The sequence below is a fragment of the Marinomonas gallaica genome, from assembly GCF_001639745.1.
Classification (GTDB): domain Bacteria; phylum Pseudomonadota; class Gammaproteobacteria; order Pseudomonadales; family Marinomonadaceae; genus Marinomonas; species Marinomonas gallaica.
On the sequence record NZ_LTAX01000020.1, the window covers coordinates 1 to 14,562 of the forward strand.

Sequence of the window (14,562 nt, forward strand, 5' to 3'; positions counted from 1 at the left end):
AAAAATCCGATTAAGAATGCTTAATCGGATTTTCTTGGGCTATTTAACTTAATGCAATCCTTAAGTGAACAGCATTAGCCTAAATAGCCCTTTTTTAATGTCTGATCTTATTAACTGAACTAATAGCGTTGCTGCACAGCCTGTTTCGGCACCAATTGTATCGTTTCGCTTTCCGTATCAAACAGTAATACCGCTTCACCACTTTTTAATGAGCGAAGCGCTTGTTCACGTTTTTGTTCGGTTGATAAATCATATTCCCCATAATCTGTGCCATCACGGGAAACAATGTCGTTGAGCACATTATTTAGAGTGTCGGAATCTAAAGAATCAAACGGGATCAACGTATCCATTATACCGCTCCTAACGTTATCAACATTTCATGTAAGGCTTCTTCATCCATTACAGGCACCTCAAGCGACTGCGCCTTAGTCAGTTTAGAGCCAGCTTTTTCGCCAGCCACCAAACAATCAGTCTTACCCGACACAGAGCCGCTGACTTTCGCACCTAACTTAATCAGCATGTCTTTGACTTGGTCCCGCGAATAACGCGTTAAAGTTCCGGTGACAACGTAGGTTTTACCTTCTAAAGGCTGCTCGCCAACCTCATCAGCGTCTTCTGATTGCCATGTAATGCCTTGCTCTAATAGCCCTTGTACTGTTGCAACGTTGTCTTCCTGATCAAAGAACATGCGAATGTGCTGAGCAACAATTGGTCCAACGTCTTCTACTTCAATCAAGTCTTCTTCCGTTGCCGTCATCAGTTTTTCAAGAGTGCCGAAATACTGTGTGACGGTGCGTGCCGTTGCTTCACCTACTTCGCGAATACCAAGGGAATAGACAAAGCGATTAAACAAGGTTTGTTTTGAAGCTTCGATGGCATCAAGTAGCTTCTCAACCGACTTGTCCCCCATACGCTCCATAGCTAATAGACGCGCAGGCTTATCTTTGAGCAAATAGATATCCACGGGCGTTGCCACCAACTTTGCTTCGACCAACTGTTCAATCAGCTTATCACCCAGACCGTCTATATCCATGGCCTTACGCGATACGAAGTGCTTTAGACGCTCCTTCAACTGAGCACCACATACTAAGCCGCCGGTACAGCGCTGAACAGCTTCGCCTGTGACACGTTCAATGTCTGATTCACATACCGGGCATTGGGTTGGGAACTGAATCTCTTGCGCATCATCAGGACGACGCTCTTCAATCACTTGCACGACTTGTGGGATAACATCACCAGCACGACGAATGACCACCCAATCATTCACCTTGACACCTAGACGGTCCATCTCATCTTGATTATGCAGTGTTGCATTAGACACCGTAACACCACCCACAAAAGTAGGCTGTAAGCGCGCGACTGGCGTAATGGCGCCCGTTCGACCGACTTGAAAATCAACGCCTAAGATCTGTGTCACTTCTTCTTGAGCAGGAAATTTACGAGCAATCGCCCAACGCGGCGCCCGCGCGACAAAACCAAGCTGTTTTTGTTGAGCAATGCTGTCGACCTTATAGACAATCCCATCGATGTCATAACTTAGGCCATCACGTTGCTCTGAAAGCTGAGCAAAGTAATCCAAGCAACCTTGAACCCCTTCAACGCGAGACATTAAATCGTTCACTTTAAAGCCCCACTCCGATAACTGTAGCAGCCCGTCGTAATGACTGTCTGGCTGCGACCAGCCTTCCGCATAACCAATACTGTATGCACAGAGCACCAGAGGACGCGCAGCTGTCACTTTAGGATCTAGCTGACGTAAGCTACCAGCCGCCGCATTACGCGGATTAACAAACGCCTTCTCGCCTTTTTCAGCCGCTATTTGATTGAGCTTTTCAAAACCAGCTTTTGGCATGTAAATCTCACCACGAACCTCAAGTACAGGAGGGGGTGTTTCAGTCCGCAGTTTTAAAGGTACTGAATAGATCGTTTTAATATTCGAGGTGATATCTTCGCCCGTCAACCCATCGCCACGGGTAAGGCCGCGTACCAAATACCCATCTTCATAACGTAAACTGATGGCCAATCCGTCTAATTTAGGTTCACAGCAATAAGTAATCGATGCTTTGCCCGACAGCTTCTGAATACGCTCATCAAAGTCCACCATACTGTCATTATCAAAGGCATTGTCCAGCGATAACATAGGCACAGTATGAAGGACAGAAGAGAAACCATTATCAGGCTTTTCACCAACTCTCTGTGTGGGTGAATCGGGTTGTATCCATTCTGGATGTTTCGCTTCAATTTGCTGTAACTCCCGATAGCAGCGGTCATATTCTGCATCCGGCACTAATGGTTCATCCTTTACATGATAAGCGTAGCTATAGTCATTTAGTTGATTGGTCAACGCTTTTAGGTTTTCTAAGGTAAAGGCTTGATGGTCGCTCATAGTGTTCTCAAACAGGTACTGATAGAAAGAATAAAGGCCCCTATAGGGGCCTTATGAAAATAGATGGGCTAAGAGTTACGTATTTTCTTAGTCAACTGCCTGCGCTCAAAATCTTTGATACGCTGGCGACAATGAGCAATGGTTTGATCGCTCATAGGTTCGCGACGCTCGTCACGTAACTCTCCCCCTAGATTTCGCACTAGGGTTTGTGCTGTTTCCAACATAAAGTCGTAGGCTTTCATGCTGTTCTTCGGCCCAGGTAGGCCCATGAAGAAACTCACGCCAGGGCAATCGGTTTCACCCATGGTATCCAGATCAAACGTGCCAGGCTCGATGGCATTGGCCATAGAAAACTGAATTTTGCCTTTATCAAAACCTTCTTCGTGTCGATGGAAAATATCCATATCTCCGTAGCGCATACCACAGTTTAGAACCAGCTGTAGCAGTTCCATACCAGCAAACGGTTCATCTTCTGGAGAAAAGACATTAATTACGATGACTTCTTCGATTTCTGCCTCTTCATCGTCGTCTTCAGTAGGCTCAGACAACGGTGCGAGATTAGAGGATTGATCTAAATCGACACTTGAATAATCACGCTCAAAGTCTACATCAGCTTCTTCTTGCTCTGAATAAGATTCGTGACCGACATCCAGCTCATCATAGCCATCGTAAAGCACATTACCGTAGTCGTGTTCGGTATTAATATCTTGGTTGGATTGTTCGTCAAATCGGTTCGGAACTAATGAAGCTAATTCATCTAATTCAAACTGATCATTTCGATCAAGCTCTGGGCCTGCATCTACTTTATGAGGCAAGTCCGTCAAAGGACTACGAGCTGTTTTACGAGCATTCTCAAAAGCATTCATTACAGGGTCAGCATGCTCCTCTTGATGGCCCACAGGACGGGCACCACCATTCGGAAGCTCACGACGTAATGACGCTTCTTTTTTACGTTCTTCAGGGTCATCATAAGGAGAATCATCAAAAGTCCTTACCGCTTGTGATTTGCGATAACGACGATACCCATCGACTAATATGCCGATGATAATGATGACACCAATTACAATTAGCCACTCACGCAAGCTAAAATCCATTATAAAAAATCCGCTTCAGATCAATACATTTGCCCGTATTATCAGCCTAAGCGAAGAGGAGTTCAATTATAAGGACACATTGACCTTAAAAATCTTGCTGCTATTGCTTGGTACGGACGATAAATAACCAACTATTTGTCCCTGAGTGAGGTCTTGAGCATCATTTCGAGAACGTTTTACAACAACATCGACTTGCTCAACCTCAGACAGTGTTTGACTTGGCATCAAATTATCAATATTTGTCAGCACTATCGGTACACTAAATTGCGTTGCTGTGATGCGTTGAATCGCAACAGGCATTGGCTGATCCGCCAATTTTGCATACACCAAGAATACATCGTCTTCTGATAAAGCACCTTTATTCAACACCAATTGTAACTGTAACCGATGAGTGATCAGCGCAGGAACTTGCTCCTCACTAATTCCGCCTTGTTTACGTGCTGCTGCAATTCCAGATAACAAATCAAACCTTTCTTGACGGTCTTGCCCCAAACGAATAGCTTTTTGCCAGACCAAAATAGCGTTTTCATACTGACCCGCATCAAAATCTACAATGCCCTGCAAACCAAGTGCTTTGACATTCTCTGGATCTGTTGCCAAGACACTTTCTACTTGATGGCGCATTTCTGAAGACACGGTATTGTTGTTAGCATAAAACATAGCTTGCGCCAGCTCTACTTGAACATTAATACGCTCTTCAGAATCTGGCTCCAATTTTTTTAGTACTTGGCGGTATGACGCAATGGCTTCTATGTAATTTTGCGCCAGCACTTGTTCACTGGCTAAGTAATACCAATCTTCTGCTCGGTCGTAGCGTGCCACTCGATAATTTAGAAATTCTGAAATGTCTTTTTCATCCGCAGTATCACTGACCATTTTTTGCGTAAATGTGACATCCGGTGCAAAGCCTAAATGATGATACAAAGCCGCCGAGCCGACTAATACGACCGCCACCGTTGCGGCCAACAAACTACGCGCTAAACCTGTCTCTTTGTGTAACGTTAGCTTACCATGATTATTTATATAATTGGCTTCACTAACAATATCGTCATGCAGTTGCTCAGCCTCACTGTCCGTTAACCGTCCAGCATTACGCTCTTCTTCTACTTCGCTTTTACGAATCGCTAGAAACGTTTGCCCTGCATCTTCATTCGAAGATGCTCCACGATGACGCAAAATGAAGCGCACGAGATACAATAAACTCACTACGGTCAGAGAGACCATCACCAACCATGCCATCATCATGACTCAATATCCTTTTTCGATTGATGCCGTTTGTTTCTGACAATCACCACAACAAAGATCAATGCACCAATGGCCACTAAAGCAAATGGCCCATACCACAATAAAGCAGTACTCGCGTTATGTACTGGACGATACAAAACAAACTCGCCGTAACGCGCTACCATGTAGTCAATAATCTGCTCATTAGACTGACCATCATTGATCATTTTGTAGACTTGATTACGCAAATCGATGGCGATACCAGCGTTAGAATCTTCAAGGTTTTGATTCTGACATTTTGGGCAACGTAGCTCTTCTATTAATATACGATAACGTTGCTGCTGTTCAGGCGTATCAAATGCTAAAACGTCATTTGCAATGGACGTACTACTCCAAGTGGCTAGCACTAACAGCAAGGATGCTAGGCAGCGTCCAATCATTGCATGTATTCCTTTAAGGTTTGCCAAACCTCTTCATTAACGACACCTTGATGGCGATAGAGAATTTCCCCCGTAGCGCTGACAACAAACGTTTCAGGCGCGCCTGTAATCCCCATGTCGACGCCAAACTTACCCATTTCATCCAATAGAACCAATGAATATGGGTTGCCACGTTCGACAAGCCACTGCTTTGCTGCAGGTGTTTCATCTTTATAATCAATACCCACAATATTTACGCCTTGCTCTGCAAGCTCACCTAGATAGGCATGTTCAGCACTGCATGAAGGACACCAAGTAGCCCAAAAATTCAGTAAGTAAGGTTCATCCGGCATTGCCTCATTGGAAACCACTGAATCAGAAGCCATATCGACGAGTTTAAACTCTGGCATAGGTTGACCAACTAATGCAGAAGGCATGTACTCAGTGTCTTTGCCCAATTGCTGATAAAACACTACACCTAAAGCAATAAAGGCAATAAGAGGAATAAAGAACAATAATTTTTTCATGTTAAGCTCCTGTTTTGCGACGATAACGCTTATCCCAAGCAGCCAATAAACCACCTGCCATCATTAAAATACCGCCCAGCCAAATCCAACGTACAAAGGATTTAATATAAATTCGAACGCCCCAAGCACCATTGTCTAAAGGCTCACCTAGAGATATGTAAAGATCGCGGGTAAAACCTGGATTCAACGCAGCCTCTGTCATCATTTGACGACGAGCTTGGTATAAGCGTTTCTGCGGTAGCATTTGCGCCACAGATTGCCCGTCTTGGTACACATTAATGACAGCGGTATCCGCTGTATAGTTGGGTCCTTCGACATGCCGTGTCCCCAAAAATTCAAATTCATAATCACCCACCATAACCCGCTCACCAGGAGCCATACGAACAACTGCTTCGGTACTGTTCAAACTCACAAAGATCACGCCAACTAAGCTCACAGCGACCCCAAGGTGTGCTAACTGCATCCCGTAATAATGTCGCGGCAACTTACGGGCACGAGTCCATATAGATTGACGCTTAGACAGCACTTTATCTAACCAATCGCGAACACACATAAAGAATAGCCACAATGCAATCGCAAAACTTAGCCACATGTACCAGTCAAAACTATGGAACGTAAACACAAAGGCTGATAAGGACACGGCTAAAACGGCAGGAAGAGCCGATGCACGCCACAATAACGCACCTTTCGTATTATGCCACTTAGACAATGGCGCTATTCCCATAAAGACAATAAGCAGCAGGGCTATAGGACTAAACACCGCATTAAAATACGGCGCACCTACCGATATTTTACCTAAATTTAAGGCATCGAATATCAACGGGTACAAGGTGCCAAGCAACACCGTCAGTGTGAGTATTGTCAATAGAATATTATTAATCAGTAACCATGACTCTCGCCCAGTTAAGCCAAAACTAACCTGAGATTTCACCTGCGAAGCGCGCAACGCGTACAGTAATAAGCTGCTGCCAATAATAAGCACCAACAAAGCTAAAATGAATACACCACGAGTCGGATCAGCGGCAAACGCATGCACCGACGTTAGCACACCAGAACGAACCAGAAATGTACCGAGCAAAGACAAACTAAACGTAAAGATCGCCAGTAATACCGTCCAGCTTTTGAAAACCCCTCGCTTTTCCGTCACCGCTAAAGAATGGATCAACGCGGTTCCCGCTAGCCAAGGCATAAGCGACGCATTTTCAACCGGATCCCAAAACCACCAACCGCCCCAACCTAATTCGTAGTATGCCCACCAGCTTCCTAAAGCAATACCAAGGGTTAAAAATGCCCAAGAAACATTGGTCCACGGTCGTGCCCAGCGTGCCCATGAGGCGTTTAAATTACCCGTAATCAAAGCTGCAATAGCAAACGCAAACGCCACTGAGAAACCTACATAACCCATATACAACATGGGTGGATGAACAATTAAACCTATGTCTTGCAGCAGAGGGTTAAGGTCAACACCATCAGCCGGCGTATCAGGTAACAAACGAATAAAGGGCGAGGAAGTAAACAGAATAAACGCCAGAAACCCCGTTGCTACAATGCCTAAAACACTCAGAACCACAGGACCTGTGCTGTTTGGTAACGAGTCACTTTTATACGCTAAGGTGGCCGCCCAGATGCATAGAATTGTAATCCATAGTAACAATGACCCTTCATGCCCTCCCCAAACGGCACTGATTTTGTACCAAATTGGTAATAAGCTATTAGAATGCTGGCTGACATACAGAATAGAAAAGTCATCTTGCGCAAACGCAATGGCTAAAATAACAAAGCTGGTGCATGTCAGTGTTGCCATCAAATACGTCAAAGGTTTTGCTGTGACCAGTAAAATAGCGTTTCTCTGAAGGTAACCAACCATTGGCAGTACCGCCAATGCCAAAGCAAACATCATTGCGAGGATCAAAGCATAATGCCCGATCTCTGGAAGCATCATCATGTCAATTTCCTATTGCGCCTTGGATTGTTCTAGAGCCGCCGACACTTCTGGTGGCATGTATTCTTCATCATGCTTTGCAAGCACTTCACTGGCAATCAACACACCACGCTCATCAAGCTTACCTTGTGCCACAATGCCCTGCCCTTCTCGAAACAAATCGGGCAGGATGCCCTTATATTCAATGCGCAGTGAATGTTTGTAGTCTGTTACCAGAAACGCAACATTCAAGCTATCAGACGCGCGCTCAACACTGTTTTCTACGACCATACCACCTGCCCGCAGCGTCACGCCTTGTGGCGCTTCCCCAGCTTCAACCTGAGTCGGTGAATAAAACAGGTTTATATTTTGCGACAGTGCATACATCACCAATCCAATAGCCGTGGCTAACACAACTAAAATAACACTGATGGTCACTATGCGTTTCTTTCGAACTGGATGCATTTAACGGCTCTGCTCCCTCTGGTAACGTTTTTTTAACTGCTTTTTCAACAGCTTATTGTGATGGCGAGTTGAGAAAAATAACCCAACTAACGCCAAGGCACTAATGCCATAGGTAGACCATACGTAAAGCCCATGGGTTCCCATTTGTAAAAATGCTGAAATGGACTCAAATGCCATGTTCCAATACCTCTTTTTTTACCCAATTGGCTTTACGCTCGCGCATTAACACTTCGGTCTGCATACGCCACATCGAAACACCTGCCGCAAACAAATACAGACCTATCGCAGAGAACAACAATGGCAACCACATTTCCATCGGCATAGAGGGTTTCTCAGTCAGCTTAAACGTAGCGGGCTGATGAAGGGTATTCCACCATTCCACTGAATACTTAATAATTGGCAAATTAATCACCCCAACGAGGCTTACAACTGCCACAGCTTTATCGGCAAACACTTGATCGTCTAATGCGTTTTGAATCGCCATAACGCCCATGTAAAGTAAAAACAGTACGAGAACAGACGTAAGACGCGCATCCCATACCCACCATGTTCCCCAAGTTGGTTTGCCCCAAATTGCCCCTGACACCAATGCAATCAGCGCCATAATGGCGCCGACAGGCGCAACAGATTTGATAAACACAGGCGCTAACTTCATTTGCCACACCAATGAGACAAAGCCTGCGACGCCCATCGCTAGATAGCAGCTTTGTGCCAAAACAGCGACAGGAACATGAATATAAATAATGCGAAAACTATTGCCCTGCTGGTAATCCTGCGGCGCAAAGCCTAGTCCCCAAACAACGCCAACTAACAATAATGCCAGTCCCACATAGACACATCGGCCACCCCAATTGCTGGCCCACTGGTAAAACCATTTTGGTGAGCCAAGTTTATGAAACCATGTCCAATTCATTAATTTACACTCGCTCTAATTGAAACCGCCGCCATAATTGGCGACAAAGCCAAAGCGACTAACGATATTGCCCCTAAAATAGCTAGCTGACCGCTGTAAGCCATTTCCATTTGTGCTGCGCGTACCGCACCAGTCGCAAAAACAATCACGGGGATGTATAAAGGTAAGATCAACAACAGCATCAACACCGCGCCACGGCGAAGAGAAACTGTCAACGCGGCACCAATTGATCCAATGAAAAAGAGCGCTGGCGTGCCAAGCAGAATCGAGCACATCAGCACACCGAGTGCTGAGGCAGGAAGAAACAACATCTGAGCCAATAAAGGTAACACCAACAATAGCGGCACCACGACCATGACCCACTGAGCAAATACCTTTAAAAACACCAAAATAGAAACCGATAAACCGCTCGCCAGCCATTGCTCTAAAGAGCCGTCGTTATAGTCTTCTTTGTACATTCCTTCTACCGCCATCAGAATGGCTAAAGCCGTCGCACACCAAATAATGCCGCCAGCCGCAGGTGAAAGAAATTCAGAGCTAGGGTCAACACCTAAAGGAAACAACGTAATGACCATGACAAAAAACAACAGCGCATTAAGCGTATCTTGTTTTCTACGCAATAAGGACAGCCACTCTGATTTAAAGTAGGAACGATAATTCATACCGATAACTCAATAACCTTAGGAGATAGGTGCAATAACGGTTGATGGGTAGTGATCACCACAGCCCCTCCTTCTGATAAATGCGCTGCCATTTTTTCTTCTAATACAGAAACCCCTTTAACATCGAGGGCCGTAAATGGTTCGTCCAAAAACCACAAGGATTTATCTGTTAGCCAAAGGCGAGCTAAGGCAATCCGACGCTTTTGGCCTGCCGATAGTTGTGCAGCAGGGGTGTCAGAAAACGCAAGAAGTTGAACCTCTTCGAGGGCTTGTTCAAGTTGTCGATCGCTTTTATCAGGGCAGTACAACTTTAAATTTTCCAATGCCGTAAATACATTTTTTATGCCTGGCGTATGACCGAGATACAATTGATCCTGAAGCAACATATCACGATGTTGTGTGACATCTTCGCCGTTATAAATTAATTCACCGTCTTCAATTGGCACCCAACCTAAAATGGCTTTCATCAAAGAGCTTTTGCCTGCGCCATTTTCACCGGCGATTCTAATCAAATCACCACTTTGCACTGAGAACGATAATTCACAGCATAAATCTCGTTCACCACGCTCGATTGACAGGTTTTTTATGTCTAATTTCACTGTTTTTCGCAAAAGAAATACTCGTACAGGCCGATAAATGAGTTAGAGCACGTCTCTAAATTAGCGCCTATTATAAAATATATTTCTAGGTTTTCAGAAAGAAAGGGTGGTGAAAGCATGATCACGGACATAAATTCGCTTGTTTCTGGGGCAGGAAAACCCGCCTCTAGCCAATCGTCCGCAACTTCGTCTATTGGAACGATCGCCAAACTGAACAGCGAGTTGAAATTGATCGAAGGCATGCAATCCGTTCAAATAACTTCGGTAAAGAATGCTCAAACCTCTTCCGGCAATAGTCAACTTATCGGTGTGACACGTAACAACCAACAACAACTCACCTTAATCAACGATAAGCCTTCGCCTAATTTACACGCTGGAGATAAAGGCACCATCAATGTTACGGGCAATCAGGTTACATTGACGGTAAACATAGCAACCAAAGATTCATCAACGCACACTCAAACCCCCACTTCAAACGCGCCACATTCGACTCAAACATCGGCATCAAGTTCAACACCTACTAGCAGTAGTACACAATCAAATACAGCGCCTACACAGCAAACGTTGACAGCAAAACCCTCACTACCGGCAGCGACCTACCAAGCAGCGAACTCGCCAGCCATCCAACAAGCTAAAACCGTCGCTCAAGTGGCCATTGCGAGTCGTCCAATTACGCTCACCGTAATAAGCAGTAATGCAGAGCTTGCGCAACCTAGTGGAGCTAATAATGCTGTAACCGATAAAGCGCCCTCAATGTCGGTTCAAAGTGTGCCTACTGCCATACCAACTAGCAAAACCACGACATCAGCAAATACGATAGCGCCTCCGACACAAACAACAGCTACTTTAACGAATACAACTGCAGCACCAACACACACGGAAAAAAACACAGCGACTTCATCAATGAACTCGACTATGTCCGCAAGCTTGCAAAACGCCGCGACCAATCCATCTAATACCGCTAAAAGCGCTGCCGCACCACTGCAAACGTCATCCATTACGCAAACACAAGTCAATTACTACGCAGTAGTCAGTGATGGGGAGGAGCAGTTTACATTAACGACCAAACACCCTCTTAAACCTGGCGATACGCTCAACGTCATCGTTGATAAGCAAGGGCAATTACAGCTTTACCCCACAGAACGCACTAACACAACAGCCACAACCCTAACGGAAGGTCTTAAACAAACTCTGCCTAAACAAGTAACACCCCAAGAGTTTATCTCGCTTATCCGACAATTAAGTACCTTGTCGCAAGCTCAGAACGCCACTGCACTTCCTGAGAAGCTATCGGCTGCAATTGATCAGCTGGTTAAGCAACTACCAAATATCCAAAGTTTGACCCAATCAAGCGATGGCATAAAGCAAGCGATTCAAAATTCTGGCTTATTTAGCGAAAACAACCTCGCTAACAAAGCGAATTTGGTCTCTGATTTGAAGCTCAACCTTTCCCGTTTAGAAGGCGTAAATAATGAATTATCGAAACAAGCGCCCGTGACAAATAACCTTTCTGCCAATAGCTCACAACAAGCGCTTAATATGGTGGCTGGAGCGATTGAGCGCATTACAACAAGCCAAGTAAGGCACTTAATAGAAAGCGCTCAACAAGACGGCTCTATCTTACCGTTAACCGTTGAAATACCGATTAAAGACGGACAATCGACCTCCATCGTCAATTTACGCATTGATAAAGATGACTCTGATAACGAAACCCAAGAGCCTCATAAACGTCGCTGGCTCGTTCAATTAAAGTTCGAGTTTGAAGAAACAGGACGATTTGAAGCACGTGCCAGTGTGCAGGATAAAAAAGTGGGGGTTCTTTTTGCGGTAGAAGATGCCAGTACTGAACAAATGATTCGTGAACGATTAGATGATCTAAGGACAAACCTAAGAGCAAGAGATGTCGAGATTGAAACTTTGGATTGTTTCAGAGCAAAGTTAAACCCTCAGCCTAATCAATACCAAGAAACATCGAACAAACGACTTATTGATGTGAGAACTTAAATGAATCCTAAAAAAGCAGTTGCTTTAAAATACGATTTTCAAAGTGCCCCAACTATTACAGCGAAAGGTAGCGGCTATTTAGCTGAGCAGATTATGCGCGTTGCAGAAGAGAACAATGTGTTACTTCACAAAAGTCCAGAGCTGGTCGAAGTCTTATCAACACTTGAATTGGGTGATGAAATACCGGAGACACTGTATCTTGCCGTCGCCGAAATTATCGCCTTTTCCCATTCGCTTAAAGGATCGGGCGACTATGGCATCAATTAATTGCTAATAGGATTGGCTAGAGCTAGGCGCTTTACGAGACTCTTTTTTTAACAAACTGATGAGTTCTGCTTCTGCTCGTATCAGGCCGCATTTGGATACTAAGTCGTCCACCGAGGCGCCCATTTCAAGCAACTCCATGGCACGGTTGTAAGATACACTGCTGCCTTCTTTTGAAATCAGTTCGGACTGTCTCTCAACGGCCATATTCAAACGCTTCTCAATGGCAACAAGACGACGTCCCATGCCAATTGAGCCAGATGCCAATACCTGAACTTGCTTCTTTTGCGCTTGCTCTGCTTCTTGCGCTGAGCGTTCAAACCTCTTCAGCTTTCGAGAAAGGCGAAATGCCCACACTGCTAACGCTACAAGCAATAAAAATTGTAGCACTAGCAAAAAGTTAAAAACCCATTGAGATTCCATTAATCGCCTTTTGAAACTCTCTTCATTCTAAATAGAAGCGATTTCGCTCCACTCATCTTCAGAAAGCATTTTATCTAAATCTACAAGAATCAACAAAGTATCATTTTTATGACAGACTCCTTGAATAAATTTAGACGATTCATCATTCCCCACACTTGGCGATACTTCAATTTCAGACTGTCGTAGGTAAACAACTTCGGACACGGCATCCACTAAGATACCGATCACATGGCCGCCTACCTCAAGAATCATAATACGCGTTGCGTCTGAGATTTCACCTGAGGCTAAGTCGAAACGCTGGCAGGTATCAATCACGGTAACAACAGTACCGCGAAGATGGATAATACCTAACACAAAGGAAGGTGCACCTGGAACAGGCGCTATTTCTAAATAACGCAACACTTCTTTCACTTGCATTACATTGACGCCATAAGTCTCGTTTTCAAGGCGGAATGTTACCCATTGAAGCATTGGATCATCGTTTTCTTTAACTTCATTTTTTAAAGCGATACCTGTCGACATCACGACCTCCACAAGCTTAATCTTTCAAATGTTTACGAAAACCGTTATCTGGGTCTTCCAGTAACTCGATAAAACCCTGTACATCTAATATAGCGCACATATGATCAATTACCGTACCGGCTAACCATGGACGTCGACTTCGATCCGAGCGCCACTTCACTTGAGACGGTTCCAGCGAGATTGCTTCAGCAACTTTCTCACAGGCTAACCCCCAATCCGAGCGGTCTAGTTGAATCACAAATTTAAAGTGTTCTTTGAGCTCACCTTCATAGTGATTCGGCATTACCCATCGTGCTGTATCAACCGTACGAATGTTATGCTCACCCACATTGGCCATGCCCATAAACCATTTAGGCTGACCAAATATTTCTGTGAGTTTTTCATCGCTTGATTGATAGATACCACCTAACTCAACCAATGGCACAGCAATTTTTAAAGCACCAACATAAAATAACAGGCATTCAAAACGACTTTGAGACCAAGGTAGCGGCTCTGTTTTCGCTATATATTTAGAAGGCTCTGGCTCTGGCTCTGGCTCTGGCTCTGGCTCTGGCTCTGGCTCTGGCTCTGGCTCTGGCTCTGGCTCTGGCTCAACAGTATCTTCCATTAGAGTCTCGTCTAACAACTCTGTTTCAGCGGCGACATCCTCTACGAAAGCATCTTCGTCTTGAGTGACCTCAACATCTTCTAAAAGAGCTTCTTGCTCTTGCTCTACTTCTTCAAATGAATCATTAGCAAGTGCAGCAAGATCAGATTCAATATCCCAAGTTTGGATCTCGGCTTCTTGTAATAAAGGGGCTTCATATTCCGCTTGGATCGTTTGAATCGCGGTTTCAAAGTCAGCAAATGATGCATCCAACGCTTGGTAATCTAATCCCGCTGAATCGTGTGACTCGACTTCAACCCCATCGCTTTCAGGCTTATCAAAGCTTTTCTCAGAAATTTCTTCAACAGAGCTAATATATTCAATAGTGCTTTCGGTATTTTCTAACATTGCTTCTTGTTCAGCTGGTTCAGTCTGCTCAGCAAGAAGCTCAGGCTCCGAGAACGTCGATTCCTGTAATAAGTCGTTTAAATAGCTCTGCAGCGCTTGTTGTGGGCCATTTAATGTATAGTCTTTCGTTTTAGTATCTTTCATT

17 protein-coding genes are annotated in these 14,562 nt (G+C 44.6%); 2 read left to right on the forward strand and 15 right to left on the reverse strand.

Going from position 1 to position 14,562, the window contains the following annotated elements:
* Nucleotides 1-119: 119 nt before the first annotated feature.
* From AYW76_RS15070 to ccmA, 12 genes are all read right to left on the reverse strand, one after another.
* Entirely contained in the window at nucleotides 120-350 is a 231-nt protein-coding gene (locus AYW76_RS15070; RefSeq protein WP_067222505.1) for a YheU family protein, read from the reverse strand.
* Complete coding sequence (gene ligA / locus AYW76_RS15075) at nucleotides 350-2,386, reverse strand: NAD-dependent DNA ligase LigA (protein ID WP_067222508.1); 2,037 nt, start codon at nucleotides 2,384-2,386, stop codon at nucleotides 350-352. Before ligA ends, AYW76_RS15070 begins: the two co-directional genes overlap by 1 nt.
* Nucleotides 2,387-2,454: 68 nt before the next feature.
* Nucleotides 2,455-3,480: a cell division protein ZipA gene (gene zipA, locus AYW76_RS15080; protein WP_067222511.1), complete on the reverse strand. Its 1,026-nt coding sequence runs from the start codon at nucleotides 3,478-3,480 to the stop codon at nucleotides 2,455-2,457.
* A gap of 66 nt (nucleotides 3,481-3,546) precedes the next feature.
* Nucleotides 3,547-4,725: a c-type cytochrome biogenesis protein CcmI gene (ccmI, locus tag AYW76_RS15085; protein WP_082866256.1), complete on the reverse strand. Its 1,179-nt coding sequence runs from the start codon at nucleotides 4,723-4,725 to the stop codon at nucleotides 3,547-3,549.
* Nucleotides 4,722-5,144, reverse strand: a complete 423-nt coding sequence (locus AYW76_RS15090; RefSeq protein ID WP_067030722.1) for a cytochrome c-type biogenesis protein — start codon at nucleotides 5,142-5,144, stop codon at nucleotides 4,722-4,724. The genes ccmI and AYW76_RS15090 overlap by 4 nt, the downstream gene beginning before the upstream one ends.
* Nucleotides 5,141-5,650, reverse strand: coding sequence for a DsbE family thiol:disulfide interchange protein (locus tag AYW76_RS15095; RefSeq protein WP_067030725.1), 510 nt, complete (start codon nucleotides 5,648-5,650; stop codon nucleotides 5,141-5,143). The genes AYW76_RS15090 and AYW76_RS15095 overlap by 4 nt, the downstream gene beginning before the upstream one ends.
* 1 nt (nucleotide 5,651) lies before the next feature.
* Nucleotides 5,652-7,589: a heme lyase CcmF/NrfE family subunit gene (locus AYW76_RS15100; protein ID WP_067222661.1), complete on the reverse strand. Its 1,938-nt coding sequence runs from the start codon at nucleotides 7,587-7,589 to the stop codon at nucleotides 5,652-5,654.
* 15 nt (nucleotides 7,590-7,604) lie between these two features.
* A complete protein-coding gene (gene ccmE / locus AYW76_RS15105; RefSeq protein WP_067222513.1) occupies nucleotides 7,605-8,036 on the reverse strand; it encodes a cytochrome c maturation protein CcmE in 432 nt (143 codons plus the stop codon).
* Nucleotides 8,037-8,213 (reverse strand): heme exporter protein CcmD, encoded by a 177-nt coding sequence (ccmD, locus tag AYW76_RS15110; protein WP_067099700.1) that lies wholly within the window; start codon nucleotides 8,211-8,213, stop codon nucleotides 8,037-8,039. It lies immediately after the preceding gene.
* Nucleotides 8,203-8,949: a heme ABC transporter permease gene (locus AYW76_RS15115; RefSeq protein WP_067222516.1), complete on the reverse strand. Its 747-nt coding sequence runs from the start codon at nucleotides 8,947-8,949 to the stop codon at nucleotides 8,203-8,205. The genes ccmD and AYW76_RS15115 overlap by 11 nt, the downstream gene beginning before the upstream one ends.
* The gene (gene ccmB, locus AYW76_RS15120; protein WP_067222519.1) at nucleotides 8,949-9,611 is read right to left on the reverse strand and encodes a heme exporter protein CcmB; all 663 of its coding nucleotides are present in this window, start codon (nucleotides 9,609-9,611) and stop codon (nucleotides 8,949-8,951) included. The genes AYW76_RS15115 and ccmB overlap by 1 nt, the downstream gene beginning before the upstream one ends.
* Complete coding sequence (ccmA, locus tag AYW76_RS15125; RefSeq protein ID WP_231872627.1) at nucleotides 9,608-10,210, reverse strand: cytochrome c biogenesis heme-transporting ATPase CcmA; 603 nt, start codon at nucleotides 10,208-10,210, stop codon at nucleotides 9,608-9,610. Before ccmA ends, ccmB begins: the two co-directional genes overlap by 4 nt.
* Before the next feature lie 117 nt (nucleotides 10,211-10,327).
* Between ccmA and fliK the strand changes: the two genes are divergently transcribed.
* Both fliK and AYW76_RS15135 read left to right on the forward strand, forming a co-directional pair.
* Nucleotides 10,328-12,214 (forward strand): flagellar hook-length control protein FliK, encoded by a 1,887-nt coding sequence (gene fliK / locus AYW76_RS15130; protein ID WP_067222526.1) that lies wholly within the window; start codon nucleotides 10,328-10,330, stop codon nucleotides 12,212-12,214.
* Nucleotides 12,215-12,481, forward strand: a complete 267-nt coding sequence (locus tag AYW76_RS15135; RefSeq protein WP_067222529.1) for an EscU/YscU/HrcU family type III secretion system export apparatus switch protein — start codon at nucleotides 12,215-12,217, stop codon at nucleotides 12,479-12,481.
* A 3-nt stretch (nucleotides 12,482-12,484) separates the two neighbouring features.
* Here the strand turns inward: AYW76_RS15135 and AYW76_RS15140 are convergent, their stop codons facing one another.
* From AYW76_RS15140 to AYW76_RS19385, 3 genes are read right to left on the reverse strand one after another with little or no spacing between them, the layout of a single operon-like run.
* Nucleotides 12,485-12,901 (reverse strand): DUF2802 domain-containing protein, encoded by a 417-nt coding sequence (locus tag AYW76_RS15140; protein WP_067222532.1) that lies wholly within the window; start codon nucleotides 12,899-12,901, stop codon nucleotides 12,485-12,487.
* Nucleotides 12,902-12,928: 27 nt separating this feature from the next.
* Entirely contained in the window at nucleotides 12,929-13,423 is a 495-nt protein-coding gene (locus AYW76_RS15145; RefSeq protein ID WP_067222536.1) for a chemotaxis protein CheW, read from the reverse strand.
* 16 nt (nucleotides 13,424-13,439) lie between these two features.
* On the reverse strand, nucleotides 13,440-14,561 hold the full coding sequence (locus AYW76_RS19385) for a chemotaxis protein CheW (RefSeq protein ID WP_231872628.1): 1,122 nt from the start codon (nucleotides 14,559-14,561) through the stop codon (nucleotides 13,440-13,442).
* Nucleotide 14,562 lies beyond the last annotated feature (1 nt).

What these genes read in the sequence shown, in the direction of transcription:
- AYW76_RS15115 (WP_067222516.1), bottom strand. Translation starts at nt 8,949, where the DNA reads ATGAATTGGACATGGTTTCATAAACTTGGCTCACCAAAATGGTTTTAC.
- ccmE (WP_067222513.1), bottom strand. Translation starts at nt 8,036, where the DNA reads ATGCATCCAGTTCGAAAGAAACGCATAGTGACCATCAGTGTTATTTTA.
- AYW76_RS15090 (WP_067030722.1), bottom strand. Translation starts at nt 5,144, where the DNA reads ATGATTGGACGCTGCCTAGCATCCTTGCTGTTAGTGCTAGCCACTTGG.
- ligA (WP_067222508.1), bottom strand. Translation starts at nt 2,386, where the DNA reads ATGAGCGACCATCAAGCCTTTACCTTAGAAAACCTAAAAGCGTTGACC.
- zipA (WP_067222511.1), bottom strand. Translation starts at nt 3,480, where the DNA reads ATGGATTTTAGCTTGCGTGAGTGGCTAATTGTAATTGGTGTCATCATT.
- AYW76_RS19385 (WP_231872628.1), bottom strand. Translation starts at nt 14,561, where the DNA reads ATGAAAGATACTAAAACGAAAGACTATACATTAAATGGCCCACAACAA.
- ccmI (WP_082866256.1), bottom strand. Translation starts at nt 4,725, where the DNA reads ATGATGATGGCATGGTTGGTGATGGTCTCTCTGACCGTAGTGAGTTTA.
- AYW76_RS15135 (WP_067222529.1), top strand. Translation starts at nt 12,215, where the DNA reads ATGAATCCTAAAAAAGCAGTTGCTTTAAAATACGATTTTCAAAGTGCC.
- AYW76_RS15140 (WP_067222532.1), bottom strand. Translation starts at nt 12,901, where the DNA reads ATGGAATCTCAATGGGTTTTTAACTTTTTGCTAGTGCTACAATTTTTA.
- AYW76_RS15100 (WP_067222661.1), bottom strand. Translation starts at nt 7,589, where the DNA reads ATGCTTCCAGAGATCGGGCATTATGCTTTGATCCTCGCAATGATGTTT.
- fliK (WP_067222526.1), top strand. Translation starts at nt 10,328, where the DNA reads ATGATCACGGACATAAATTCGCTTGTTTCTGGGGCAGGAAAACCCGCC.
- ccmB (WP_067222519.1), bottom strand. Translation starts at nt 9,611, where the DNA reads ATGAATTATCGTTCCTACTTTAAATCAGAGTGGCTGTCCTTATTGCGT.
- AYW76_RS15070 (WP_067222505.1), bottom strand. Translation starts at nt 350, where the DNA reads ATGGATACGTTGATCCCGTTTGATTCTTTAGATTCCGACACTCTAAAT.
- AYW76_RS15145 (WP_067222536.1), bottom strand. Translation starts at nt 13,423, where the DNA reads ATGTCGACAGGTATCGCTTTAAAAAATGAAGTTAAAGAAAACGATGAT.
- ccmD (WP_067099700.1), bottom strand. Translation starts at nt 8,213, where the DNA reads ATGGCATTTGAGTCCATTTCAGCATTTTTACAAATGGGAACCCATGGG.
- AYW76_RS15095 (WP_067030725.1), bottom strand. Translation starts at nt 5,650, where the DNA reads ATGAAAAAATTATTGTTCTTTATTCCTCTTATTGCCTTTATTGCTTTA.